The organism is Rhodococcus aetherivorans (genome assembly GCF_025722975.1).
Taxonomy (GTDB): domain Bacteria; phylum Actinomycetota; class Actinomycetes; order Mycobacteriales; family Mycobacteriaceae; genus Rhodococcus; species Rhodococcus aetherivorans.
In genome coordinates, this window is sequence record NZ_CP106982.1 from 4,202,878 (window position 1) to 4,226,022 (window position 23,145).

The window sequence follows — 23,145 nt, forward strand, 5'->3', positions numbered from 1 at the left end:
CGTCGTGACGGGCTGGGGCGCACGCCCGCCGTCGTGGCGGGTGGGCCCGCGCGGGACGGTCGTGCCGAGCGTGCGCCGAGCGCCGGTGACGATCGGCCCTGGATCGGGCTCGCTCCCCGGAGGACACTGGGCTGCAGGTGCACCCACCAGGAGACTGCGATGTCGATCATGATCCAGGTCCTCGAACAGGCCTACAGCGCCCACACCCCTTGGGAGCAGGTCAAGTACGCGTTCGTCGACTCCGAGCACATCACCACGATGCGGCTCGACGGCCAGTGCGGCGTGTGGCTCGACGGGACGAAACACGGTGAGTCCCACCGGCTCGCCGCCACCGCCACCGCGGAGCAGGCGGTGTTCTTCCTGCTGACCGTGTTCGACCGGATCGCCGAGTGCAGGCAGCACGGGGGGTCGTGGATCGTCGGGCACGACGGCCGCACCATCGAGTCCATCCACGCGACGCGGTTTCCGCTGACGACCGACGGCTGAGCGGGCACCGGCGCCGCCGCTGTCGGTGCGGTCGGTGAGAATGTCCGCGTGCGAGGGGGCGCAGCGTTCTGGGGGCTGGTGGTGGCGGTCGCGATCGCCGTGTCGTGGGGTTGGGACCGGATCGAGTCGAACGCACCACCGGCACCGGGCAGCCCCGGCCGCGGCGAGCTCGAACAGCTGCTGGCGCGGGCGGCGGTGGTGCCGCACCGGCCGCAGGTGCCGGGGTACGAGCGGGGGTGCGGACCGGGCGAGGGGTGCGTGTTCGGGGAGGCGTGGTCCGACGACCATCCGGGACCAGGCGGGCGCGACGGGTGCGACACCCGCAACAACGTGCTCGCCCGCGATCTGCGCGACGTGGCGTTCCGGCCCGGCACCGGCGACTGTGTCGTCCTGTCGGGCACGCTGACCGACCCGTACACCGGGGCGCGGCTCGAATTCCGTCGCGCCGAGGGCCGGGCCGTCCAGATCGACCACATCTACCCCCTGGCGGCGGCGTGGGACCTCGGGGCGGCGGCCTGGCCGGCCGAACGGCGCCGGCAGTTCGCCAACGACGTCGCCTACAACCTGATCGCGGTGGACGGCCCGGCGAACGAGGACAAGCGCGATCACACCCCGGCCGAGTGGCTGCCGCCGGCGGCGGCGTATCGCTGCTGGTTCGCGGGCAAGTACCTGTCGGTGGCGGTGCGCTACGGGCTGCCGATCACGGTGGCCGACCGGCGGGCGCTGGCGTCGACGATCTCCGCGTGCCGAGCCCGTCGTCGCGGCGATCGCCCGCTCGTCGGTCGGACCCATCCACGAATTGCCCGCGCGGACGCCCGGTGGTCGCGCGGCTGCCGCCCTCCGGCGACGTGCCCCGCATCCGGGCACAGGGAACTAGCGTGGCACTCATGGTTTCGCGCATCACCAAGGACACCCGCCTGTGCATCTCGCTGTCGGGCCGCCCGAGCAACATCGGCACCCGCTTCCACAACTACCTCTACGACGAACTCGGCCTGGACTTCGTGTACAAGGCGTTCACGACGACCGACCTGCCGGCGGCGGTGGCCGGGATCCGCGGCCTCGGCATCCGCGGGTGCGGGGTGTCGATGCCGTTCAAGGAAGCGGTCATTCCCCTGATCGACGAGCTGCACGACTCGGCGCGGGCCATCGAGTCGGTGAACACCGTCGTCAACGAGAACGGGGTGCTGCACGCCTACAACACCGACTACCAGGCGGTGGTGGATCTGCTGCGCGAGCACGAGGTCGACCCCGCGTTGCCGGCCGCCGTCGCCGGCAGCGGCGGGATGGCAAAGGCGGTTGTGGCGGCCCTGCGCGACAGCGGGTTCGCGAACGTGTCGGTGATCGCCCGCAACGAGAAGACCGGTCGCCCGCTCGCGCAGCAGTACGGGTTCGACTGGCGGCCCGAGCTCGGCGAGCTCGCTCCGGGCCTGCTCGTCAACGCCACGCCGATCGGGATGGCGGGCGGGCCGGAATCCGGGCAGCTGCCGTTCCCCGAAGCCGCGGTGGGCGCGGCGACGACGGTGTTCGACGTGGTGGCGATGCCCCCGCAGACGCCGCTGATCCGCGCGGCCCAGGAGCGGGGACTGCCCGTGATCACCGGCGCCGAGGTCATCGCCCTGCAGGCGGCGCAGCAGTTCGCGCTGTACACCGGCGTGACCCCGACGCCCGAGCAGGTGCGCCGCGCGTCGGAGTTCTCCCGATCCGCGGCCTGAGCCCCGGCATTCACGCCCCGGTGGCGATCTCCCGGGCCGGGTCCCGGCACCACTGCGACCACGAGCCCGGGAACAGGGCTGCGTCGATCCCGGCGAGGGCGAGCGCCGCAATCTGATGGGTCGCGGTCACCCCGGATCCGCAGTAGACGGCGACGGGACCGTCCCCGCACACGGTCGCGAAGCGGTCGGCGAGTTCCTCGGCGGTCCGGAACGTGCCGTCCTCGCGGAGGTTGTCCGTGGCGGGGGCGCTGACCGCGCCGGGGATGTGGCCGGCGCGCGGATCGACGGGCTCCTCGTCGCCCCGGTACCGCGCCGCGGCCCGCGCATCGAGCAGGGTTCCCCGCGAAGGGAACTCGGCCGCCTCGTCGATGCCGACGGTGGACATCCGGCCGCCGCGCAGGGTCACCGATCCCGGCTTCACGGCCTCCCCCGGCCCGGCCGCGAGGCCATGTCCCTCCGCCGTCCACAGCGACAGCCCGCCGTCGAGCAGGCGCACGTCCCGAAGGCCCGCCCAGCGCAGCAGCCACCAGGCCCGGGCGGCGGCGAGGCCCCCGGTGTCGTCGTAGACGGCGACGGTGTCGCCGTCGTCGATCCCCCACCGTCGCGCGTGGTCCTGCAGCCGCACCACGTCCGGCAGGGGGTGACGGCCTCGCTCGGGCGAGCCCGGATCGGCGAGCTCGGTCTCGAGGTCGACGTACACCGCTCCGGGGATGTGACCCTCGTGGTAGCGGTCCTCGCCGTTCGGGTCGTCGAGCGACCAGCGCACGTCCAGCAGAACCGGCGGCCTGCCCACCTCGACGAGATCGGCCAGTTCGCTCACGGTCATCAGCACGGGATTCGCAACCATGGCTCCGATCCTGGCACGCCCGCGCGGTGGGCGCCGCGCGACACGGGAGGTGCGGCGGCGTCCACTGCGGCAGAATGCCGCCCGGGTCCACTGCGGCAGAATGCCGCCCGTGTCAGATGCTCCCGCGCCCACCCGTCCCGCCCCGCTCACCCAGCCGATCGGGGCGGGCATCGTCACGGCCCTCGTCGGATTCACCAGTTCGTTCGCGGTGGTGCTGACGGGACTGCGGGCGGTCGGGGCGTCGCCGTCGGAGGCGGCGTCCGGTCTGCTGGCGCTCTGTATGACGCAGGGGCTCGGCATCCTGTGGCTGGCGCGGCGGTACCGCACACCGATCACCCTCGCGTGGTCCACGCCCGGCGCCGCGCTGCTCGCCGGCACCGGCGTGGTGGCGGGCGGATGGCCGGCCGCGGTGGGCGCGTTCGTCGTCGTGGGCGCCGCGATCGTCCTGACGGGGCTGTGGCCGCGGCTCGGCGCCCTGATCGCGGCGATCCCGACGCCACTGGCGCAGGCCATGCTCGCCGGGGTGCTCGTCCCGCTCTGCCTCGCCCCGGTCGAGGGGGTGATGTCCTCGCCCGCCTCGATCCTGCCCGTGGTGGCGACGTGGCTCGTGCTGCAGCGGCTGCGGCCGCGCTGGGCGGTGCCGGGGGCGTTCGCGACGGCCGCGGTGGTCGTGGCAATCCACCTGTCGCGCTCGGGAACCCGGCCCGCGGCGCGGGATCTGCTGCCCTCGATCGATCTCACGGCTCCGGCGTGGACGTGGCAGGCGCTGCTCGGCATCGCCGTGCCCCTGTACATCGTGACGATGGCGTCGCAGAACATCCCGGGCACCGCAGTGCTCGACTCGTTCGGTTACGCCACGCCGTGGCGGGCGGCGATGACGGTCACGGGCCTCGGCACCGTCGTGGGCGCGCCGGCCGGTGGGCACGCGATCAACCTCGCGGCGATCAGTGCGGCGCTGGCGGCGGCGCCCGAGGCGGACCCGGATCCGGCACGCCGGTGGGTGGCGGCGTGGTCTGCGGGCTGGTCGTATCTCGCGCTGGCCCTGTGCTCGACCGGGCTCGCGACGGTCGTGGCGATGGCACCGGACGGGGTGGTCGAGGCGGTGGCCGGATTGGCCCTGCTCGCGACGCTCGGCGGGGCCCTGGCCTCGGCTCTGCGCGACGCGCCGGAGCGCGAAGCAGCGGTCGTGACGTTCCTGGTCGCGGCGTCCGGATCGACCCTGTTCGGTATCGGATCGGCATTCTGGGCGTTGATGGTCGGACTTGCCGTCCGCGTGGGACTATCGTCAGCACGGTGACGAACCGCCAGCCGACGACGCCCGCCGCCGACCCACCCGTTCCCGCCCGGTTCCCGGTCCTCTGGCCGATGCAGACCCGGTGGGCGGACAACGACCACTACGGCCACGTCAACAACGTCACCTACTACTCGTACTTCGACTCCGCGGTCAACGGATGGCTGATGGCCACGACCGGGGTCGACATCCGGGAGCTGGACGCGATCGGCGTGGTCGCGGAGACGTCGTGCCGGTATCTGGCGGAGCTGTCCTTCCCGGACCGGCTGCGCGTCGGCCTGGCGGTGGAGCGGCTGGGAACCCGCAGCGTCACCTATTCGCTGGCCATCTTCCGGGAGGACGGCGAAGGCGGGCTGCAGCCGGCGGCGACCGGGCGTTTCGTGCACGTGTACGTCGACGCCCGCACGCGACGTCCCGTGGCGATCCCCAAGGAGATCAAGAAGGCGGTCGCCCAGCTGGTGACGCCCCCGGCGGAATAGCTCCCGACCACCAAGCATCCGCTTGGCATTGTATTCATCTACCGGATTACACTCCGGGGCATCCGCACGTCCCCGAGAGAGAGCGATCCCAAGATGCGCGATGCTGTCATCGTCGAAGCCGTCCGTACCCCCATCGGCAAGCGGGGCGGCGGCCTGTCCGGCGTCCACGCCGTCGAGCTGTCCGCCCACGTCCTGCGCACCATCGCCGAACGCACCGGCATCGACCCGGCGCTCGTCGACGACGTGCACTGGGGCACCGTGCAATCCGTCGGCATGCAGTCCGGCAACATCGGCCGCATGGCCGTGCTCGGCGCGGGCTGGCCGGAATCGGTGCCCGGCTTCACCATCGACCGGCAGTGCGGCTCGTCGCAGCAGGCCGTCTCGACGGCGGCCGCGGCGGTGATCTCCGGCCAGGCCGATCTCGTCGTCGCCGGCGGCGTCGAGATCATGTCGGCGATCCCGCTGGGTTCCTCCGCCCCCGAGGGCACCGGGCAGATGGGCGGTCCGGCCCGCGAGCGGTACGCCGACGAGCTCACCGCGCCCGGCTTCCACGGCCGCTTCAACCAGGGCGTGGGCGCCGAGATCATCGCCGAGCAGTGGGGCATCTCCCGCACCGAGCTCGACGAGTACTCCGTCCGGTCGCACGAGCGGGCCGCCCGCGCGCAGGACGAGGGGTTGTTCACGGACGAGATCGCGCCGTACACCCTGGCGGACGGCACCGTGATCGCCGCGGACGAGGGCATCCGGCGCGGCTCCACCGTCGAGAAGCTCGCGGGCCTGAAGGCCCCGTTCCGGGAGAACGGAGTGGTCACCGCCGGCAACGCGTCCCAGATCTCCGACGGCGCCTCCGGGCTGCTGATCACCACCTCGGAGAAGGCGAAGGCGCTGGGCCTGACCCCGCTCGCGCGCGTGCACACCGCCGTGGTCACCGGCGACGATCCGGTCAAGATGCTCACCGGCCCCATCCCGGCCACTGCCCTGGCGCTGAAGCGGTCGGGACTGTCGCTCGACGACATCGACGCGTTCGAGGTCAACGAGGCCTTCGCCTCGGTACCGCTGTCGTGGCAACGCGAGACGGGCGCGCCGCTCGAGAAGCTGAACCCCCTCGGCGGTGCCATCGCGCTCGGCCACCCCCTCGGCGCCTCGGGCGGTCGCCTGGCCGCGACGTTGATCCACCACCTGCGCCGCACGGGTGGCCGCTACGGCCTGCAGACGATGTGCGAGGGCGGCGGCACCGCCAACGCCACGATCTACGAGATCCTCTAGTCCGCGGTGGTGCCTTCCGGGACCCGGTCCCGGAAGGCACGCCTCATCGCTGCGCCAGCCGCTCGAGCAGCGGCGTCGTGCGCGGACCCACCAGTTCGCGCATCACCAGCGCCATGTTGGTGCGCTCGACGCCGGGGATCTCGAGGATCTGCCCGGCCAGCCGGTAGAGATCCTCGGCGTCGCGCGCGACCACCTTCACCGACAGGTCCGTCTGCCCCGTCATGCCGTACACCTCGGTCACCTCCGGGATCTGTGCCAGGGCCGCGACGACCGAATCGAGCCGGTGCTGATCGACCCGGGTGGCGACGAACGCCGCCAGCGGATAGCCGAGAGCCCGCGGATCCACCCGCCGCTCGAACGACCCGAGGACCCCCTCCGCATCCCATCGCGCGAGCCGCGCCTGCACCGTGTTCCGGGACAACCCCAGACGCTGGGACAGCTCCACCCCGGTCGCCCGCGGGGTCCGCGCAAGCTCGAGCAGCAGCCGGGCGTCGGTGGCATCGAGACTGGTCATATTTCGCAGTATGACAGCGGCGGGCACCCAGAAACCGTGCTTCCTGCACAATTGCGCATCGGCCGATTGCGCACCTGCACCCCGCGTGGATTATGTGAGGTACAACACAGGTCCGCCGGCCCGCCTCACGAGGGCGACCGGTCCCGCCATAGCGAGGTGGTGCACGGTGGTCGACAAGATTGCCTATCCGGTCCAGCTGATCCAGCCCGACGGACGACGGGTCTACAACCCCGAGTACTCCGCGCTCGTCGCCGACGTCGGACCCGACGAACTCCGCGCCCTCTACCGCGACATGGTCGTCGTCCGCCGCCTCGACGCCGAGGCCACCGCGCTGCAGCGGCAGGGCGAACTCGGACTGTGGGCGCCCCTGCTCGGCCAGGAGGCCGCCCAGGTCGGCTCCGCGCACGCCCTCCACCGCGACGACTACGTGTTCACCAGCTACCGCGAGCACGGGGTGGCCTGGTGCCGCGGCGTCGACCCCGCCGACATGACCCGGCTGTGGCGCGGGTGCGCCCACTCCGGCTGGGATCCGGCCACGGTCAACATGACCAATCCCGCCATCGTCGTCGGCTCCCAGGGCCTGCACGCCACCGGATACGCGATGGGCGCCCACTTCGACGGCGCCGAGATCGCCACCGTCGTCTACTTCGGCGACGGGGCGACCAGCCAGGGCGACATCGCCGAGGCCCTCGGCTTCGCCGTCGCGTGGGGCGTCGGCGTGGTCTTCTTCTGCCAGAACAACCACTGGGCGATCAGCCACCCGGTCCGGTCGCAGAGTCCCGTCCCGATCGCGCAGCGCGCCGCCGGCTACGGGATGCCGGCCGTGCAGGTCGACGGCAACGACGCGCTCGCGGTGCTCGCCGTCACCCGCCGGGCCACCCGGCATGCGCGGGAGGGCAGCGGCCCGTCGTTCGTCGAGGCCATCACCTACCGGATGGGCCCGCACACCACCTCCGACGACCCCACCCGCTACCGCACCCCCGCCGAGACCGAACTGTGGAAGGCCCGGGACCCGATCGACCGGCTCCACCGGCTGCTCCGGCGGGAAGGACACGCCGGCGACGAGTTCTTCGACGAGGTCGGCGCCGCCGCCGACGAGGCCGCGGCCCGGCTGCGCGCCGGCACCCTCGGTGCCCCGAACCCCGAGCCGCTGAGCATGTTCGACCACGTCTACGCCACCGACCATCCGATGATCGCCGAGGAACGAACCCGCTACCGCGACTACCTCGCCGATTTCGAGAACGCGACCCACGAGGAGGCGCTGTCATGACCACCACCACGCTGGCCCTCGGGGCCGCCCTCGGCGCCGGGCTGCGCCGGGCCCTCGAACACGACCGCAAGGTGGTGATCATGGGCGAGGACGTCGGCCGGCTCGGCGGGGTCTTCCGGGTCACCGACACGTTGCAGAAGGACTTCGGCGACAACCGCGTCATCGACACGCCCCTCGCCGAATCCGGGATCGTGGGAACGGCTTTCGGCATGGCCCTGCGCGGCTACCGGCCGGTGTGCGAGATCCAGTTCGACGGCTTCGTCTACCCCGCGTTCGACCAGATCGTCTCGCAGGTCGCCAAGATCCACTACCGCACCGCCGGGAGGGTCACCGCCCCCCTGACCATCCGCATCCCCTACGGCGGCGGGATCGGTGCGGTGGAGCACCATTCGGAGTCACCCGAGGCGTACTTCACGCACACCGCCGGACTGCGGGTCGTCAGCCCGAGCCATCCGGCCGACGCCTACACGATGATCCAGCAGGCCATCGCGCTCGACGACCCGGTGATCTTCCTCGAGCCGAAACGCCGGTACTGGGACCGCGGCGAGGTCGACCTCGACGCCGAGCCCGACCTCCCGCTCGACAAGGCCCGCGTCGCCCGGCCCGGAACGGACGTCACCGTCGTGACGTTCGGGTCGATGGTGGCCACCGCGCTGCACGCCGCGCAGATCGCCGACACCGAGGGGCACTCGGTCGAGGTGATCGACCTCCGGTCCCTCTCCCCCATCGACTTCGACACCGTCGAGGCGTCGGTCCGGCGCACCGGACGGCTCGTCGTGGTGCAGGAGGCTCCGCTGTTCTGCGGCATCGGCGCCGAGATCGCCGCCCAGCTCGCGGAGCGCTGCTTCTACCAGCTCGAGGCGCCGGTGCTGCGGGTCGGCGGCTTCGACATCCCCTATCCCCCGGCGAAACTCGAGGCTTACCACCTGCCCGACCCGGACCGGATCCTCGACGCCGTCGACCGCAGCCTCGCGGCGTGAGGAGCCGGACATGGAACCGGGCATGAGCGAACACGGCACCGTGGTGACCGAACACAGCGAGGTCTTCCGGCTGCCGGACCTCGGGGAGGGCCTGACCGAGGCGGAACTGGTGTCGTGGTCCGTCGCCGTCGGCGACCGGGTCGAGCTCAACCAGGTGATCGCCGAGGTCGAGACCGCCAAGGCAACGGTGGAACTGCCCTCCCCGTACGCGGGAACGGTCGCCGAACTGCTCGCCGAGCCGGGCGCCGGCGTGCCCGTCGGGGCGCCACTGATCCGCATCGCGGTGCCGGTCGCGGCGGGCACCGCGCCGGCCCCGACCGGTGGCGGGGACTCACCCGTGCAGGTGCTCGTCGGCTACGGGCCGGGCGCCGCGCCGGTGAGCCGGCGCGCGGCCCGCGCCGCAGCGGCGGCACCGGCCCCGGCGCAGGCACCCCCACCGCCCGGGGAGCGGCACCGCCCCGACGCGAAACCGTCGGCGCGCCGCGAGGCCCGGCTCCTCGGCGTGGATCTCACCGAGGTGACGGGAACCGGCACGGGCGGGGCGATCACCGTCCCGGACGTCCGACGCGCCGCGGAGGAACGCGGATCCGCTACGGCGGCAACAGGATCGGATCGCGAGACCCGGACCCCGATCCACGGGATCCGCAGACGTACCGCCGCCGCGGTGGCGCGCAGCGCCTTCACCGCCCCGCACGTGACCGTGTTCCTCACCTGCGACGTCACCGCCACGGTCGACCTCGTCGCCCGGTTGCGCGGCGCGGCCGCCTTCGAGGGCCGTCACCCGACGCTGCTCACCGTGGTGGCCAAGGCGCTGCTGCGGACGCTCGAGCACCAGCCCGTCCTCAACGCGGCCTGGGACGAGGAGCACCAGGAGATCGTCACCCGCCACTACGTCAACCTGGGCATCGCGACCGCCACCGACTCGGGCCTGATGGTGCCGGTGATCCGCGACGCCGACCGCATGTCGCTGCCGGACCTCGCCGGCGCCATCGCCCACGCCGCGGAGACCGCCCGCTCCGGCCGGGCCACCCCGGCCGACCTGACCGGCGGCACGGTCTCGATCACCAACATCGGCGTGTTCGGCGTCGACACCGGCACCCCCATCCTCAATCCCGGGGAGACGGCGATCCTCGCGCTCGGTGCCGTCACCCCGCGACCGTGGGTGGTCGACGGCGAACTCGCCGTCCGGCAGGTGACGACGCTGTCGCTGTCGTTCGACCATCGTCTCGTCGACGGCGAGCAGGCAGCGCGGGCGCTGGCCGAGATCGGGGCGATCCTCACCGACCCGGTGCCGGAACTGCTCGCCGGTATCTGACGGGCGGTAGCGTCGGGACACGTGACCGCTCAGGATCTTCGCCGCGCCCGCGCGGCCGTGTTCGCCACCTTCGGCGTCAACGGGTTCCTGCTCGCGATGTGGGTGGTGCACATCCCCGCGATCGAGGAGCGCGTCGGCATCGACCACGCCACGCTGGGTTCCCTGCTGCTGGTCCTCGCGGCCGGGGCGATCGCCGGAATGCAGGCCACCGGTCCGCTCGCCGACCGGTTCGGCAGCGACCGCACCACCGTCGCCGCGGCGGTCCTGCTGGCGGTGGCGACCCTCGGCCCCGGCCTGGCCGGCGCGGCGTGGCAGCTGGGCGTGGCGCTCGCGGTGTTCGGGTTCGCGAACGGCGCCCTGGACGTGTCGATGAACTCGCAGGCCGTGGCGGTCGAGCAACGCTACCGGCGGCCGATCATGGCCGCGTTCCACGGCCTGTTCTCGGTCGGCGGGGTCGCCGGGTCGCTGGTCGGGGCGGCCGCCCTGGCGACGGGGCTCGCCCCGGCCGTCGCCCTCGGCGGCGCCGGCCTCGTCGGCGCGCTCGTCGTCGCGGTCTCGGCGCCGCACCTCGTGCGGGTGCCCCGGGTCGAGCACCCGCGCGAGGCCGGCCCGCGCGGCGGATACTCCCGCCGGGTGCTGCTGCTCGGCGGGCTCGCGTTCATGCTGATGCTCAGCGAGGGCGTCGCCAACGACTGGAGCGCCCTGCAGGTCAAGGAACACCTGGGCAGCCCGGATGCGGTCGCGGCGCTGGCCTTCGGCGCGTTCTCCACGACGATGACGCTCGGCCGCTTCGTGGCGGACCGCGTCAGCGCCCGCATCGGCGCCGTGGCCGTGGTCCGGTACGGCACGCTGCTGGCGGGGGCCGGGATGGGCACGGTCGTCGCCTCCCCGTGGCTGCCCACGACGCTCGCCGGATGGGCGCTGTTCGGGCTGGGCCTGTCCGGCGCCGTGCCGCAGATCTTCAGCGCAGCCGGGAACATCGACGCCGGCGCCCCGGGCCGCAACATGTCCCGTGTCGTCGGCATGGGATACATCGGGTTCCTGGCGGGGCCCGCCACCATCGGCTGGCTCTCGGAGGCGACGTCGCTCACCGCGGCGATGACGGTGCCGTTGGCATGTGTGCTCGCCGCCGCAGCCCTCGCCGGCTCCGTCGGTGAGCGGACCCGTCGCACGCTCGCGCGCGTGGACGGCCGCTAGCGCGGGAGGACGGTCAGGACCCGCACGACGTGGTCGCGGAACTCGCGCATGTAGTTGCGGAGGAAGTCCTCGGTGCCCGAGTTGTGGACGGTGCCGTCGTCCCCGAAGACCTCGGGCGTGTAATGGATGTACGCCTCGGGCGACGTCATCTGCCGCGCGTTGCAGAAGCTCAGCACGGCGCGCAGGCTCTGCTGGCCCACGGCGGTGCCGATCGCGCCGATGGAGGCGCCGATCACGGCGGCCGGGATGTGATCGAACGAGTTCTGCCCCCACGGGCGCGACGCCCAGTCGATGGCGTTCTTCAGCGCCCCGGGAATCGACCGGTTGTACTCGGGTGAGACGAACAGCACCGCATCCACAGCGGCGATCGCGTCCTTGAGCGCGGCCCCCTCCGGCGGGTAGTTCGCGTCGTAGTCGGGGCTGTAGAGCGGCAGGTCCCGGATGGCGATCTCGACGAATTCGAGGTCGTGCGGGGCGAGCCGGATCAACGCCTTCGCGAGGATACGGTTGATCGAGGTGGACGACAGGCTGCCGACGAAGTAGCCGACCCTGTACGTCCTCTCGGTCCCTGGGTGCTCGGTCCCTGAGTGCTCGGTCCCTGGGTGCTCGGTCACGGGACGCATCCTTTCCGTCGGTGCCACGGGCCGGGGCACAGCCCGCCTGCCACCTCCGACGGTCGCACACGAGCGGGGCGCCCGCACGGTGTTCCGTGCGGACGCCCCGGTTCGTCGAACTCCCTACAGCGCCTTGAGTTCCTCGGTGACCTCGGAGACCATCTTCTTCGCGTCGCCGAAGAGCATGGAGGTGTGGTCGGCGGTGAACAGCGGGTTGTCGATGCCGGCGTAGCCGGAGCTCATCGAGCGCTTGAGCACGATGACCGACTTGGACTGGTCGACGTTGAGGATGGGCATGCCGTAGATCGGGCTGGACGAATCCTGCCGGGCGGCGGGGTTGGTGACGTCGTTGGCGCCGATGACGACGGTGACGTCGGTGCGGGAGAACTCGCCGTTGATGTCGTCCATCTCCTTGAGCGCCTCGTACGGCACCTCGGCCTCGGCGAGCAGGACGTTCATGTGCCCGGGCATCCGGCCGGCGACCGGGTGGATGGCGTACTTGACCTCCACGCCCTTCTCCTCGAGCAGCGCCGCCATCTCCTTGACCGCGTGCTGCGCCTGCGCCACCGCCAGCCCGTACCCGGGCACCACGATGACCTGGTTGGCGTAGGCCATCTGGACCGCGGCATCGGAGGCGGAGGTCGCCTTGACGGTGCCGCCGGCCCCGCCGGCGGCCGCACCGGCACCGCCGTCGCCGCCGAACGAGCCGAACACGATCGCCGGGATGGACCGGTTCATCGCCTTGGCCATCAGGTTGGTCAGGATCGAACCCGACGCACCGACGATCATGCCGGCGACGATCATCGCCTGGTTGTTCAGCGCCAGGCCGGCCGCCGCGGCCGACAGGCCGGTCAGGGCGTTGAGCAGCGAGATGACCACCGGCATGTCGGCGCCGCCGATCGGCAGCACCACGAACAGGCCCATCAACCCGGCCACGACGAGCAGCGCGACGATCCACACCGCCGAGGTCGGATCGCCTCCCGGGTCGGCCGCGAGTCCGATGTACACCGCGAGCGCGATCGCCGCGAGCGCGAGCACGATGTTCGCCAGCTGGAAGGCCTTGGCCGCGCCGACGAGGCGGCGCTCGAGGTTCTTGTTCAGCAGCTCCTGCAGCTTGGCGAACGCCACCAGCGAACCCAGAACGACACCGATCCGATGATCGCGGCGAACAGCGAGCCGACCACCACGGGCACCGTCGGTTCCTCGGCGAGGGTGGTGAAGCCGTCCGAGTCGAGGAACTCCGCCCACGCGATCAGCGCGACGGTGCCGCCACCGACGCCGTTGAACAGCGCCACCAGCTGCGGCATCGCCGTCATCTTCGTGCGCAGCGCCGGCGGGACGCCCAGGACGACACCGACGACCAGGCCGGCGACGATCCAGCTCCAGTTGTCGGTGTCGCGGATGTCGATCAGCACGGCGAGCACCGCCACGGCCATGCCGACCGCGGCGATTAGTTGCCGCGGACCGCGGTCTTCGGGCCGGTCAGGCCCATCAGACCGTAGATGAACATCGCGAACGCGACGATGTACAGGACGGAGACGAGGTAGCTCATTTCGCGTCGGCTCCCTTCTGCTCCGCCGGAGCGGCCGACACCGGCACCCGCTTCTTGGGCTTGAACATCGCGAGCATGCGGTCGGTGACGACGAAGCCACCGACGACGTTCAGCGTGCCGAACACCAACGCGACGAACAGGATGACCTTGATGCTCCACGGCGCACCGGCCGGCAGGTGGCCGAACACCACCAGCGCACCGAGCACCACGATGCCGTGGATGGCGTTGGTGCCCGACATCAGCGGGGTGTGCAAGGTGTTGGGCACCTTCGAGATCACGGCGAAGCCCACGAACCCGGCCAGGACCAGGATCGCGATGTTCGCCAACAGTTCGGTATACATCTAGACGTTCTCCTTCGAGCGGGTCACGCACGCGCCGTCGAGGATCTCGTCCGAGAAGTCCGGCGCCAGGGCACCGGACTCGTCGAGCATCAGCTCGAGCAGGGCCACGACGTTCTTCGAGGCCAGCCGCCTGCAACCCGCCACCCCCACACCGAGCACCAGCACCGTCGCCGGCTTGACCGTGCCCGCGGCGGTGGTGAGCATCGGGAAGAACCGCGTCGACTCCGTCGCGGCGACCAGCACCGACTTGTACCCGGCGACGTTCGCCTGCGACGACAGCGCGTCCATCACCTGCGCCCGGGAGATCCGCGGGATCGACTCGACGGCGAACGCCTGCACCCCGGCCGCGGCCAGCGCCCCGATCTGGTTCTCGGCGTTGCGCGGGGCGAGGAACCCGATCAGCGCCTGCCCCGACCGCATCCGGGCGACCTCCGCATCCGACGGCGGCGCCACCTTGAGCACCACATCCGCCGACCACGCATCCCCGATCCGCGCACCGGCCTCGACGTAGGCCTCGTCCGGGATCAGCGCACCGAGCCCGGCCCCGGACTCGACGACCACGTCGAGCCCCTTCTTGATCAACGACGGGACGATCATCGGCACCAGCGCGACCCGCCGCTCGCCGTCGTTGGTTTCCCGAACGACGCCGACGGTGGGTCGCGCTGTCACCGCACGTCCCGTACCCATATCCTCGGTTTCCAAAGTTTTCGACTCCTGCGTTGAATCGGCACCTCACCGCGATGAGCGGCGGGTCATGTGCGACGAGCGGCCGACTCGGGCCGTGCACGATGGGCGATGAGCCTAGTCAGACGTACCCCGCCCCCGACAGCGGCGCAACCGCTGGGTTTCGTCTGAATCGAGTCCGAACAGTCGAACGATGCCAGAATGTGAGGTAGTTCACTTCACAATTCTGCCGTATCCGCGGTGAGGGAGGAGGGGCGAGTCCATGGCACGTCGCAGCGTCGTCGTCGAGCGCGTGTACGACCATCCGGGAGACGAGGAGGCGTTCCGGGTGTTCGTCGACCGGCTGTGGCCGCGGGGGCTGCGCAAGGACGCGTTCCATCACGACGACTGGGCCAAGGACCTGGCGCCGTCGACCGGGCTGCGCAAGTGGTACTCGCACGACGCCTCGCAGTTCGCCGAGTTCCGCGACCGGTACCTCGCCGAACTGGACGGCCCGGACGCGCGTGCAGCCCTGGCGCGCCTCGACGACTTGGCCGACGGCCGGTCCGTCGTCCTGCTCACCGCCACCCGGGACCTCGAGCACAGTGGCGCCGCCGTCCTCGCGGAGCGGATGCGGGGTGCGCGGTGAACGACGTGCCCGCCGCCGGCGGCGACCCCGTGTGCTGGATGCACCGGGTCTGCCCCGACTGCGGCTTCTTCCTCGAGGAACCGGAGGCCCCGTGCCCACGGTGCGGCGCCGTCCTCCGGCACGACGAGGAGAGTACGGACGAGTCCGGCCCCGGCCCCCTACCCTGACCCGATGCCCACTCCCCCCGCGCGGATCCTCGATCTGGCCCGGCCCGCACGACGGGTCGCCGTGCTCACGGGCGCCGGAATGTCCGCCGAAAGCGGCGTGCCGACGTTCCGCGACGCGCAGACCGGCCTGTGGGAGCACTTCGACCCGGCCGATCTGGCGACACCGGAGGCGTGGGACCGCGATCCCGCGTCGGTGTGGGCCTGGTACCAGTGGCGCGTGGCCCTGGTCCGACGAGTGCAGCCGAACGCCGGGCATCGGGCGCTGGCCCGCTGGGGGCGCACCGTGGACCTGTCGATCGTCACGCAGAACGTCGACGACCTGCACGAGCGGGCCGGCAGCCCCGTGCTCTCGCATCTGCACGGCAGCCTGTTCTCGCCGCGGTGCGCCGAGTGCGGCACCCCCGCCGACCTGCCCGAGGCCCCCACCGAGCCGGTCGCCCGTCTCGATCCACCGGCCTGCGGCGCGTGCGGCGGCGACGTGCGGCCCGGGGTGGTGTGGTTCGGCGAGCCGCTGCCGGCCGGACCGTGGGAGGCGGCCACCGCCTCCGTGCTGACCGCCGACGTGGTGTTCGTGGTCGGCACGTCGGGGATCGTCTATCCGGCCGCCGGCCTGCCCTCGCTGGCCCGCCGGCACGGTATCCCCGTCGTCGAGGTCAACCCCGAGCAGACCGACCTGTCCGACCGGGTGGACGAGGTGTGGCGCACCACCGCCGCGGTGGGCCTGCCGCAACTCGTCGCAGCGGTCGCCGCGGAGCAGACGCCCCGCCTACAGTGAGCGGGTGAGCTCCTGTGTGTTCTGCGCCATAGTCCGCGGCGACGCTCCCGCCGTGCGGGTGTACGAGGACGACGACGTGGTGGCCTTCCTCGACATCCGGCCGATCGCCCGCGGGCACACGCTGGTGGTGCCGCGGGTCCACGCGCCCCGGCTCGACGACCTCGATCCCGAGCACGGCGCCGCGCTGTTCCGGGCCGGGCAGCGCATCGCCCGGGGCGTGCAACGCTCGGATTTCGCCGCGGACGGCGCCAACCTGGTGTTCAACGACGGCCGGTCCGCCTTCCAGACCGTCTTCCACGCGCATCTGCACGTGCTGCCGCGGTGGCGCGGCGACAAGCTGCGCCTCGCGGCGGGACTGCTGCGGCGCCGGCCCCACGACCCGGAGGCCACCGGTGCGGCGATCCGCGCCGGCCTGGCCCGTCTCGAAGCGGAGGACGCACTGTGACACACGGAAAGACACACGGAAACACCACGACCGGCGGCACCACCGGGCCGGACACGGACGCCGCGCCGGAGTTCCCGGTCGAGCCGATCCGCGCGCTGCTGCTCGAGCAGTTCGGGGTCATCGACGAACTGCTCGCCGACGTACACGGGGACACCTGGTACACGCCCACCTCGCTGCCCGGGTGGACGGTCAAGGACATCACGGCACACCTGATCGGGACCGAGTCGATGCTCGCCGGTATCGAGGCGCCGCACGTCGAGATCGACGTGCACGCCCTCGGCCACGTCCGCAACGAGATCGGCGCCTTCAACGAACGGTGGATCGAGTCCCTCCGCGGCACGCCCGGCGACGAGGTGCTCGCGCGGTACCGGGAGATCGTCGCGCGCCGGCGGGAGCAACTCGGGGCCATGACCCAGAAGGACTTCGACGAACCGGCGATGACCCCGGTGGGGCAGGCCACCTACGGCCGTTTCATGCGCATCCGCGTCTTCGACTGCTGGATGCACGAACTCGACCTCCGCGACGCGCTCGGCGTGCCCGGCGACGAGGGCGGCGCCCGGGCCGAGCTCGCAGCCGCGGAGATCTTCGGGGCGCTCGCGTACGTCGTCGGCAAGCGCGGCAAGGCTCCCGACGGGGCGCGGATCACGTTCGAGCTGAGCGGCCCGCTGGCCCGCACCCTCCACGTCGAGGTGGACGGCCGGGCCGCGGTGGTGCCGGCCCTGTCCGGTCCGGCGACGAGCACCGTGGCGATGGATTCGCGGCTGTTCGTGCGACTCGCCGGCGGCCGCACGCACGCGTTCGACCGTCTCGACGAGATCACCCTCGGCGGCGACACGACGGTGGGCCGGCGGATCGTCGACCACCTCGCCTTCACCATCTGATCGGCGGCTCCGTGCGGCTGTTCCTGTCGTCGTACCGGTTCGGCACGGATCCCGGGTTGCTCCTCGGAGTCACGCGGGGACCGTGCCCGATCGCGGTGATCGCGAACGCGGCCGACGCATGGCCGTCCCGGGCCCGGGACTCGGCGGTGGCGAGCGAGCTGGCGCCGCTGCGTGCGCTCGGATACGAACCCACCGAGGTGGATCTGCGGGACCATGCCGGCGCCCCCGACGGCCTGCGGGCGGCGCTGTCCCCGTTCGGAGCGTTGTGGGTGCGCGGCGGCAACACGTTCGTGCTGCGCGCGCGGCTCGCCCTGTGCGGGGGCGACGAGATCCTCACGGACCTGGTCCGTTCCGGTGGGCTGGCCTACGCTGGATACAGCGCAGGGGCGTGCCTTGTGACGCCGTCCCTGCGCGGTCTCGAATTCTCCGACGATCCCGGCGAGGTCGACGCGGTCTGCGGGGTCCCGGCCCGCTGGGACGGTCTCGGGTGGGTGGACTACGCGATCGTCCCGCACGCCGGGGACTCGCCCCTCGCCGACGCGGGCGTCGCGCGGACGCTGGACTTCCTCACTCGCGAGCGGCTGCCGTTCCGGGCACTCGGCGACGACGAGGTGATCGTCGTGGACGAGTCCTGAGGCCCCGTGGCGGTGCCGTGGTCACGGCCCGTTGCTCGCGCGGACGAACGGCGCGAACCGGTCGAGGGAGACCCAGGCCGTGCGGCATCGGCGGGCGGTGACCTCGTCGGCCCGCGCGAGCAGGATGTCGAGAAGTTCCCGGGGATTGTCCCGCCAGCGCAGGGCGAGGTGCCGTTCCTCCTCGTCCGACAGCGCCGCGAACCTGCTCGCCGCGGCGGCCCAGTCCGCCACGTCCCCGTGATGAAGGCGCTCCAGCGCGTTGTAATCGACTCGCCGCGAAAGGAATTCGTCGGACAACGCGCGGACGAGTTTCGCGTCCGTCAGCGCGGATGCGGTCATACGGCACCTCCTTCGAACGACCGTTGACGTTAGTGACCTGCGACAACCACCCGATCGCGCAGCCGGAACGATTCGATAACAGAGTGACTGGTGAGACTGATGTGACTTCCGCTGTTAGGATCCGTACGGTGGAGACACTGACCGACCTGCTCACGAGCGGTGCGGCACCCTGGTGGGCCGTACCGGTGGGACTCACGGCCGGCGTGCTCCTCGGCGTCCTCGCCACCCGGATCGGCGCGCGACCCCCGCGACGGAACGCCGCCGTGGCCGCTCCCCTGCGGGCGGCCGATCGCGCGCTGCAGGTTCGCTTCCTGCACGCCGCCGACAGCGTCTACAACCACCTGTTCGAGGCGGATCACTCCGCCCTCGCCGAGGCCGACCTCACCGAGGCCCTGCAATCCGACGACCTGCACCTGCGCTCGGTCGCCCGCGGCATCGTCGACCTCGACGCGATCGTCAACGAGATGCGGCTGTCCGCTCCCGATCCGGTGCTCGCCGCCGCCGTCGCCCTCTTCGGATACCTCACCGCCGTCTCGAGCGACGGAACCGACGACCTCGACGAGTTCCGGGACCGCTACCTGACCCGCAAGTCCGCGTTCGTCGACGCCGTCCGCGCCGCCCACCCGCCGGCCGGCCCGGTCCCCGCCTGAGCCCGTCGCCACTGTCGACTGCATCGCGTCACCACCACCACGTCACCGCTCACGTCACGCGGGGCCCGCCCTCGACACAGGTCCACAACAGGAACATCGCGGCCCGCGCCGCGCGCATTACCGCCGCCGCGGGCGGATCCCCCCGCCGGCGCGACGGCCGGTAGGGTCGTTGGCGTGACCAACGACGAGCACCGCATCGAACATCACGCCGAGCAGTCCCGATTCGCGTTGTACACCGGCGACACCCTCGCCGCGTTCGCCGACTACACCGACTCGGACGGTGTGCGCGACTTCGACCACACCGTCACCCAGCCCCGGTTCCGCGGTCACGGACTCGCCGCCGAGGTGGTCCGCCACGCCCTCGATGCCACCCGTTCGGAGGGCCTGAAGATCGCGGCCTCGTGCTGGTACGTCGCGCAGTTCCTCGACGCGAACCCCGAATACCGGAACTGACTCGCCGAGGCGCCGCCTCAATCAGCACGGAGGCGCCGCCTCTATCAGCACGGAGGCGCGCGCCTCTAACAGCGCGGAGGCGCCCGCCTCGCTCAGCGGGCGCCGGCCTGCCCGGTGGGGGCACCCCCGGCGCGCAGGCAAAGGCCCAGCGCGACGAGCGCGGGGAAGACGACCAACCAGAGAATGCCCCGCTGCACGAGACCCGCGAGGTCGTGCAGGGGCGCGTCGTCGGGCAGCACCAGCACGACCATGAGCGGCACGCCGGCCGCGGCGACGAGTCCCGCACCGAGCACGTAGCGCGACAGCGCCGGGAACCGCCCGTCGCGTGCGAGACGGCGCGACGTCACGACCAGGCCGAGCGCGATGCACGAGAAGAACGTGAAGCCCGAGACGAAGTGGTAGCCCGGGTCGTAGGTGACCCCCGCTGCGTCCTCCCGCAGCGGGAACACCGCCGCGAGCAGTGCGCCGACGCCGGCGAGACCGATCAGCACCGGGCCGAGGGCGCCCGTCCGGTCGGCCGCCGGTCCCCGGTGCACGGCGACGGTGAAGATCAGCAGCAGGAGTCCGAACACGACGAAGTTGAACTGCTGGATCCAGCCGTTCGGGCCGGCTTCGAGCGCACTGATCGTTTCCGCGGTCGGGCTGTACTCGTCCCGCCGGGCTGCCTGCTGCGCCAGCACCACCACGGTGAAGAGGAGGGGCGCGACGATCCCGGCGAGTGCGGCGGCACGTCCCCGAACCAGCCGCGTACCGGGTCCGACGCCGACGTGTGCGCTCATGACCGCTCCTGACCGAGTCCGAATCTGCCGTCGCAGAGGACGTTAGGAGCACCGACGGTGACCGGCATCGGAAGGATTGCCCATTCGGCCCGCCCCGGGATGGGAACTTCGACCCATCGCCCGGCGGACGCGGCCCGTGGGCCTGCGCCGCGGCGCAGGCCCACGCGTTCACAGCTCCCGTGGCGCGTCGCCGGTGTCCGTATGCAACTCACCCACTTCCGTCTTCAGGATTCGCATCGACCGTCCGAGGCCCCGTGCGGCCTCGGGCAGCCGCTTGGATCCGAACAACACCAGCACCACGAGAGCAATGATCGCCCAGTGGGCGGGACTGAGTGCTCCCATCAGCGGGGTCCCTTCCCCTCGGGGTAGACGGCGTCGACCTCCACTTCGACGAGCCACCCGGCCACCGGCAGACTCGCCACCTCCAGCGCGAATCGGCTCGGGCGAGCCGGGTTGCGTTCGAGCGGCGCGGCGGGCTCGGCGGTCCCCATCGGCACCAGCTCGGTGTCGCCGGTCTCGAGGTTGGTGTTCGCGAAGAACTGGCGGTACGCCCGGTTCCATCCGGCGTAGTCGGCGCGATCCGTCCCCGGGGCGTTGTCGAGGAAGACCCGCATCGTGGTCACGTCCGCCAGACCGAGCCCCTGAGCCTCGAGATTGTCGCGGATCTTGCGGAGCACATTGATGCCCTGCGCCTCGGTGACCGTCACCCCGGCCGGGAGGACACCGCCCGCGAAGGTCGCGGTGTCGATGTAGGACTCCGGGGACCCCTGCGGCGCGGCGGTGTTCGCGGCCGACGGCCCGATTCCGCTGGTCTTGTACACGGCGGCGCTGGCGCCGATGCCCACGCCCTCGGCGATCATCGGGTTGGCCTCCCCGACCGGCAGCACCGACTGCACGAGCACGGGCGGTGCCGAGCCGGCCTCCGCGTCCGTGGACGAGCACGCCACGGTCGAGGCGCCGACGACGGGCAGGACCAGGGCCGCGAGAACGGTTCGGGCGGCACGCTTGTTCATGGATCTCTCCTTGTCCGGGATGGGGATGTCAGGATGCCGCGACACGCTCGTGCAGCGACGTGACCACGGCGCGTGCGGAGGTGAACGCACCGTGTTGCCAGGCGATCGCGTTGGACAGGTGGTCGCCGGCGAAGTAGACGTTCTGCACCGGGTCGAGCAGCAGGGTGTATTCGGGGGTTGCCTCTCCCCCGTGGGAACCCCCGGCACCCTGCCACGATGCCCAGGCCGACTCCGAGTACCGGGTGCGGCGCCAGCTGCCCGAGAACGACGAGGCAATGTCGCGGGTGTACTTGTCGCCGTGGATCTCTGCCCCCTCCGCGATCGCCTTGGCCAATCTCTGCTTGTGCGTGAGCGATTCGAAACCGAGGTGCCTCTTGCCCGAGGAGTAGTAGCCGACGACCACGCCGCGGTCCGAGTTGTAGTGGTCGTAGGGGAACATGATCTGGGAGATGTCCTTGTCGGTGTTGCTGGCACCGCCGTAGATCCGGTCCTCGAGTTCCCACCAGCGGCGCGTGTACTCGATGCCGAGCTTGCCCGAGGAGCTGGGCTCGGCCGCGCCGAGTGCGTGCACGACGTCGGCGGGCAGGTTGTGGTTCAGCCGCGTCACCAGGTGCGGCGGGATGGTGCAGATCGCGAAGTCGGCGTCCACCACCCGCGGCGCACCGTCGCGGGTGTATTCCACCCGCACCCCCTCGGTCGTGTTCTGCAGGGCCGTCACCTCCGACCCGTATTCGATCCTGTCGGTACCGATGCGGTCCTCGAACGCGTAGTAGATGCGGTCCATGCCCCCGACCGGGGTGAACATCATCATCGCCTGGTCGTAGCCGAAGTCGAAGCTGAAGTTGCGGCCGATGCCGCCGCGGATCACGTCCGTCATCGCGAAGGGCGGCTCGTGCGTGCCGAAGTCCAGACCGGCGCCGGGCTCGGAGGTGTACCCGCGGCGGGTCGACCCGACGTATCGTCCGTCGCCGGACAGGTCGCCGAAGTCGCTGAGGAACTCGGACAGCGCGTCCTTGTCGGCCTGGGTGAGCACGTCGTCGAGTGCGCCGCGGGAGGCCGCCTTCTGCAACAGCTCCGACATGTACCCGTACGTGTCGGCCTTCGCCGCCCGATACGTGATGGACCGGTCGGACAACGCCGTGTCGCTCGAGTAGTGCACGAAGGTGTTGGCGTTCTGGTTGCCGAACGCCTGCAGTTCCACCCCCAGTTCGCGGCAGTAGTCCATCGTCACGTGGCTCTGCGGGATGCGGGTGGCACCGAGGTTGAAGTAGTGCCCGTCGGCGAAGGTGCAGACCTGCTTCTCGCCGTTCAGGTCCGTCTCCTCCGTTCCGGCGCGCACGGACCAGACCCGGCCACCGGGCCGACGCCGAGCCTCCAGCACCGTGACGTCGTACCCGGCCTTCCCCAATTCGTAGGCGGCGCACAATCCGGCCGGGCCGCCGCCGAGGACGACGACCGAATGATGGCCGTCCACCCGGCCGATCAGGTCGCTGCGCGCCGGCGCCCGGAAAGCCGGCGCCGACGCCGTTGCGGGCGCGAGGCCGATCGTGGACATCGCGCCGTACATCAGGCCGGCGCCGCCCGTGACGCCGAGTCCTTTCATGAAAGACCTACGTGTAACTGCCACAGTGACTGCTCCCATCGTGCAACACCGACCGTCCCGATCGGCTCGGCACCTATGGTGGGAAGAGCGGGATGCGGGGATGTCTCGCACGCGCAACGTCTTGCGGACCGGCGCTCGAGAACGACGGTCCGCCGCGGACCCGAATTCTCGATCCCGGTGCGCCCGTTCGACTTCCCCCGGAAACAGACCGGAAACACCGGGCCGATAG

The 23,145-nt window shown here is 71.7% G+C and carries 26 protein-coding genes and 3 pseudogenes; 18 read left to right on the forward strand and 11 right to left on the reverse strand.

Features of this window, described 5'->3' with window-relative positions; genetic code table 11:
• The first annotated feature begins 159 nt into the window (after positions 1-159).
• The 3 genes and pseudogenes from OCS65_RS19000 to OCS65_RS19010 all read left to right on the forward strand — a co-directional run bounded on the left by OCS65_RS19000 (position 160) and on the right by OCS65_RS19010 (position 2,198).
• Positions 160-486: a hypothetical protein gene (locus OCS65_RS19000; protein ID WP_006940172.1), complete on the forward strand. Its 327-nt coding sequence runs from the start codon at positions 160-162 to the stop codon at positions 484-486.
• Positions 487-567: 81 nt separating this feature from the next.
• Positions 568-1,233, forward strand: a pseudogene (locus tag OCS65_RS19005) (HNH endonuclease family protein); the annotation flags it as partial.
• Positions 1,234-1,373: 140 nt separating this feature from the next.
• Positions 1,374-2,198 (forward strand): shikimate 5-dehydrogenase, encoded by an 825-nt coding sequence (locus tag OCS65_RS19010; RefSeq protein ID WP_044476147.1) that lies wholly within the window; start codon positions 1,374-1,376, stop codon positions 2,196-2,198.
• A 10-nt stretch (positions 2,199-2,208) separates the two neighbouring features.
• Here the strand turns inward: OCS65_RS19010 and OCS65_RS19015 are convergent, their stop codons facing one another.
• A complete protein-coding gene (locus OCS65_RS19015) occupies positions 2,209-3,045 on the reverse strand; it encodes a sulfurtransferase (RefSeq protein WP_231771719.1) in 837 nt (278 codons plus the stop codon).
• Between the two features lie 100 nt (positions 3,046-3,145).
• Here OCS65_RS19015 and OCS65_RS19020 point away from each other — a divergent pair, with 100 nt between their 5' ends.
• The 3 genes from OCS65_RS19020 (at position 3,146) to OCS65_RS19030 (ending at position 6,081) form a co-directional block, all read left to right on the forward strand.
• Positions 3,146-4,342, forward strand: a complete 1,197-nt coding sequence (locus tag OCS65_RS19020) for a benzoate/H(+) symporter BenE family transporter (protein ID WP_231771720.1) — start codon at positions 3,146-3,148, stop codon at positions 4,340-4,342.
• Entirely contained in the window at positions 4,339-4,815 is a 477-nt protein-coding gene (locus OCS65_RS19025) for an acyl-CoA thioesterase (protein ID WP_006940160.1), read from the forward strand. Before OCS65_RS19020 ends, OCS65_RS19025 begins: the two co-directional genes overlap by 4 nt.
• Before the next feature lie 93 nt (positions 4,816-4,908).
• Positions 4,909-6,081, forward strand: a complete 1,173-nt coding sequence (locus tag OCS65_RS19030; RefSeq protein ID WP_029542887.1) for a thiolase family protein — start codon at positions 4,909-4,911, stop codon at positions 6,079-6,081.
• Between the two features lie 43 nt (positions 6,082-6,124).
• Here OCS65_RS19030 and OCS65_RS19035 read toward each other — a convergent pair whose 3' ends face one another.
• Entirely contained in the window at positions 6,125-6,595 is a 471-nt protein-coding gene (locus OCS65_RS19035; RefSeq protein ID WP_006940156.1) for an Lrp/AsnC family transcriptional regulator, read from the reverse strand.
• A gap of 166 nt (positions 6,596-6,761) precedes the next feature.
• Between OCS65_RS19035 and pdhA the strand changes: the two genes are divergently transcribed.
• Genes pdhA through OCS65_RS19055 form a run of 4 tightly spaced genes read left to right on the forward strand, consistent with a single transcriptional unit; the run spans position 6,762 to position 11,357 of the window.
• Entirely contained in the window at positions 6,762-7,865 is a 1,104-nt protein-coding gene (pdhA, locus tag OCS65_RS19040) for a pyruvate dehydrogenase (acetyl-transferring) E1 component subunit alpha (protein WP_006940155.1), read from the forward strand.
• On the forward strand, positions 7,862-8,845 hold the full coding sequence (locus OCS65_RS19045) for an alpha-ketoacid dehydrogenase subunit beta (RefSeq protein WP_006940154.1): 984 nt from the start codon (positions 7,862-7,864) through the stop codon (positions 8,843-8,845). Before pdhA ends, OCS65_RS19045 begins: the two co-directional genes overlap by 4 nt.
• 10 nt (positions 8,846-8,855) lie before the next feature.
• Complete coding sequence (locus tag OCS65_RS19050) at positions 8,856-10,160, forward strand: dihydrolipoamide acetyltransferase family protein (protein ID WP_029542885.1); 1,305 nt, start codon at positions 8,856-8,858, stop codon at positions 10,158-10,160.
• A gap of 21 nt (positions 10,161-10,181) precedes the next feature.
• On the forward strand, positions 10,182-11,357 hold the full coding sequence (locus OCS65_RS19055; protein ID WP_029542883.1) for an MFS transporter: 1,176 nt from the start codon (positions 10,182-10,184) through the stop codon (positions 11,355-11,357).
• Here the strand turns inward: OCS65_RS19055 and OCS65_RS19060 are convergent.
• From OCS65_RS19060 to OCS65_RS19075, 4 genes and pseudogenes are all read right to left on the reverse strand, one after another.
• Positions 11,354-11,971 carry an NADPH-dependent FMN reductase gene (locus OCS65_RS19060; protein WP_029542881.1) on the reverse strand — a complete coding sequence of 206 codons (618 nt, stop codon included), beginning with the start codon at positions 11,969-11,971 and terminating at the stop codon, positions 11,354-11,356. The genes OCS65_RS19055 and OCS65_RS19060 overlap by 4 nt on opposite strands.
• A gap of 123 nt (positions 11,972-12,094) precedes the next feature.
• A pseudogene (locus OCS65_RS19065) lies at positions 12,095-13,523 on the reverse strand (NAD(P)(+) transhydrogenase (Re/Si-specific) subunit beta).
• Entirely contained in the window at positions 13,520-13,864 is a 345-nt protein-coding gene (locus tag OCS65_RS19070; RefSeq protein ID WP_006940142.1) for an NAD(P) transhydrogenase subunit alpha part 2, read from the reverse strand. Before OCS65_RS19070 ends, OCS65_RS19065 begins: the two are co-directional and overlap by 4 nt.
• Positions 13,865-13,981: 117 nt before the next feature.
• Positions 13,982-14,551 (reverse strand): annotated as a pseudogene (locus OCS65_RS19075) (Rossmann-fold NAD(P)-binding domain-containing protein); the annotation flags it as partial.
• Between the two features lie 259 nt (positions 14,552-14,810).
• Here OCS65_RS19075 and OCS65_RS19080 point away from each other — a divergent pair.
• Genes OCS65_RS19080 through OCS65_RS19105 form a run of 6 tightly spaced genes read left to right on the forward strand, consistent with a single transcriptional unit; the run spans position 14,811 to position 18,079 of the window.
• A complete protein-coding gene (locus OCS65_RS19080) occupies positions 14,811-15,176 on the forward strand; it encodes a DUF488 domain-containing protein (RefSeq protein WP_006940140.1) in 366 nt (121 codons plus the stop codon).
• Positions 15,173-15,343, forward strand: a complete 171-nt coding sequence (locus OCS65_RS19085) for a hypothetical protein (RefSeq protein WP_164528083.1) — start codon at positions 15,173-15,175, stop codon at positions 15,341-15,343. Before OCS65_RS19080 ends, OCS65_RS19085 begins: the two co-directional genes overlap by 4 nt.
• 4 nt (positions 15,344-15,347) lie before the next feature.
• On the forward strand, positions 15,348-16,118 hold the full coding sequence (locus OCS65_RS19090; RefSeq protein ID WP_051445986.1) for an SIR2 family NAD-dependent protein deacylase: 771 nt from the start codon (positions 15,348-15,350) through the stop codon (positions 16,116-16,118).
• Positions 16,119-16,122: 4 nt separating this feature from the next.
• Positions 16,123-16,563, forward strand: coding sequence for an HIT family protein (locus OCS65_RS19095; protein ID WP_029542872.1), 441 nt, complete (start codon positions 16,123-16,125; stop codon positions 16,561-16,563).
• Positions 16,560-17,444, forward strand: coding sequence for a maleylpyruvate isomerase family mycothiol-dependent enzyme (locus OCS65_RS19100; RefSeq protein ID WP_006940133.1), 885 nt, complete (start codon positions 16,560-16,562; stop codon positions 17,442-17,444). Before OCS65_RS19095 ends, OCS65_RS19100 begins: the two co-directional genes overlap by 4 nt.
• 11 nt (positions 17,445-17,455) lie before the next feature.
• Entirely contained in the window at positions 17,456-18,079 is a 624-nt protein-coding gene (locus OCS65_RS19105) for a Type 1 glutamine amidotransferase-like domain-containing protein (protein ID WP_043797229.1), read from the forward strand.
• A gap of 21 nt (positions 18,080-18,100) precedes the next feature.
• On the opposite strand, the gene OCS65_RS19110 is transcribed toward OCS65_RS19105, so the two are convergent.
• Positions 18,101-18,418: a hypothetical protein gene (locus OCS65_RS19110; RefSeq protein ID WP_006940127.1), complete on the reverse strand. Its 318-nt coding sequence runs from the start codon at positions 18,416-18,418 to the stop codon at positions 18,101-18,103.
• A gap of 128 nt (positions 18,419-18,546) precedes the next feature.
• Between OCS65_RS19110 and OCS65_RS19115 the strand changes: the two genes are divergently transcribed.
• The gene (locus OCS65_RS19115; RefSeq protein WP_006940125.1) at positions 18,547-19,068 is read left to right on the forward strand and encodes a hypothetical protein; all 522 of its coding nucleotides are present in this window, start codon (positions 18,547-18,549) and stop codon (positions 19,066-19,068) included.
• Between the two features lie 174 nt (positions 19,069-19,242).
• Positions 19,243-19,521, forward strand: coding sequence for a GNAT family N-acetyltransferase (locus OCS65_RS19120; RefSeq protein ID WP_006940123.1), 279 nt, complete (start codon positions 19,243-19,245; stop codon positions 19,519-19,521).
• A gap of 92 nt (positions 19,522-19,613) precedes the next feature.
• On the opposite strand, the gene OCS65_RS19125 is transcribed toward OCS65_RS19120, so the two are convergent.
• From OCS65_RS19125 to OCS65_RS19140, 4 genes are all read right to left on the reverse strand, one after another.
• Positions 19,614-20,300 carry a DUF998 domain-containing protein gene (locus OCS65_RS19125; protein ID WP_050035003.1) on the reverse strand — a complete coding sequence of 229 codons (687 nt, stop codon included), beginning with the start codon at positions 20,298-20,300 and terminating at the stop codon, positions 19,614-19,616.
• A gap of 168 nt (positions 20,301-20,468) precedes the next feature.
• Positions 20,469-20,642: a Sec-independent protein translocase subunit TatA gene (tatA, locus tag OCS65_RS19130; RefSeq protein ID WP_006940119.1), complete on the reverse strand. Its 174-nt coding sequence runs from the start codon at positions 20,640-20,642 to the stop codon at positions 20,469-20,471.
• A complete protein-coding gene (locus OCS65_RS19135) occupies positions 20,642-21,313 on the reverse strand; it encodes a Rid family hydrolase (protein ID WP_043797233.1) in 672 nt (223 codons plus the stop codon). Before OCS65_RS19135 ends, tatA begins: the two co-directional genes overlap by 1 nt.
• A 28-nt stretch (positions 21,314-21,341) precedes the next feature.
• Positions 21,342-22,955 carry a flavin monoamine oxidase family protein gene (locus tag OCS65_RS19140; RefSeq protein WP_144415010.1) on the reverse strand — a complete coding sequence of 538 codons (1,614 nt, stop codon included), beginning with the start codon at positions 22,953-22,955 and terminating at the stop codon, positions 21,342-21,344.
• Positions 22,956-23,145: the final 190 nt, after the last annotated feature.

Excerpts from the sequence above, each read along its gene's own strand:
- OCS65_RS19135 (WP_043797233.1), bottom strand. The coding sequence starts at position 21,313 with ATGAACAAGCGTGCCGCCCGAACCGTTCTCGCGGCCCTGGTCCTGCCC.
- OCS65_RS19045 (WP_006940154.1), top strand. The coding sequence starts at position 7,862 with ATGACCACCACCACGCTGGCCCTCGGGGCCGCCCTCGGCGCCGGGCTG.
- OCS65_RS19000 (WP_006940172.1), top strand. The coding sequence starts at position 160 with ATGTCGATCATGATCCAGGTCCTCGAACAGGCCTACAGCGCCCACACC.
- OCS65_RS19110 (WP_006940127.1), bottom strand. The coding sequence starts at position 18,418 with ATGACCGCATCCGCGCTGACGGACGCGAAACTCGTCCGCGCGTTGTCC.
- OCS65_RS19020 (WP_231771720.1), top strand. The coding sequence starts at position 3,146 with ATGCCGCCCGTGTCAGATGCTCCCGCGCCCACCCGTCCCGCCCCGCTC.
- OCS65_RS19080 (WP_006940140.1), top strand. The coding sequence starts at position 14,811 with ATGGCACGTCGCAGCGTCGTCGTCGAGCGCGTGTACGACCATCCGGGA.
- OCS65_RS19010 (WP_044476147.1), top strand. The coding sequence starts at position 1,374 with ATGGTTTCGCGCATCACCAAGGACACCCGCCTGTGCATCTCGCTGTCG.
- tatA (WP_006940119.1), bottom strand. The coding sequence starts at position 20,642 with ATGGGAGCACTCAGTCCCGCCCACTGGGCGATCATTGCTCTCGTGGTG.
- OCS65_RS19070 (WP_006940142.1), bottom strand. The coding sequence starts at position 13,864 with ATGTATACCGAACTGTTGGCGAACATCGCGATCCTGGTCCTGGCCGGG.
- OCS65_RS19035 (WP_006940156.1), bottom strand. The coding sequence starts at position 6,595 with ATGACCAGTCTCGATGCCACCGACGCCCGGCTGCTGCTCGAGCTTGCG.
- OCS65_RS19090 (WP_051445986.1), top strand. The coding sequence starts at position 15,348 with ATGCCCACTCCCCCCGCGCGGATCCTCGATCTGGCCCGGCCCGCACGA.
- OCS65_RS19140 (WP_144415010.1), bottom strand. The coding sequence starts at position 22,955 with ATGGGAGCAGTCACTGTGGCAGTTACACGTAGGTCTTTCATGAAAGGA.
- OCS65_RS19125 (WP_050035003.1), bottom strand. The coding sequence starts at position 20,300 with ATGAGCGCACACGTCGGCGTCGGACCCGGTACGCGGCTGGTTCGGGGA.
- OCS65_RS19030 (WP_029542887.1), top strand. The coding sequence starts at position 4,909 with ATGCGCGATGCTGTCATCGTCGAAGCCGTCCGTACCCCCATCGGCAAG.
- OCS65_RS19015 (WP_231771719.1), bottom strand. The coding sequence starts at position 3,045 with ATGGTTGCGAATCCCGTGCTGATGACCGTGAGCGAACTGGCCGATCTC.
- OCS65_RS19050 (WP_029542885.1), top strand. The coding sequence starts at position 8,856 with ATGGAACCGGGCATGAGCGAACACGGCACCGTGGTGACCGAACACAGC.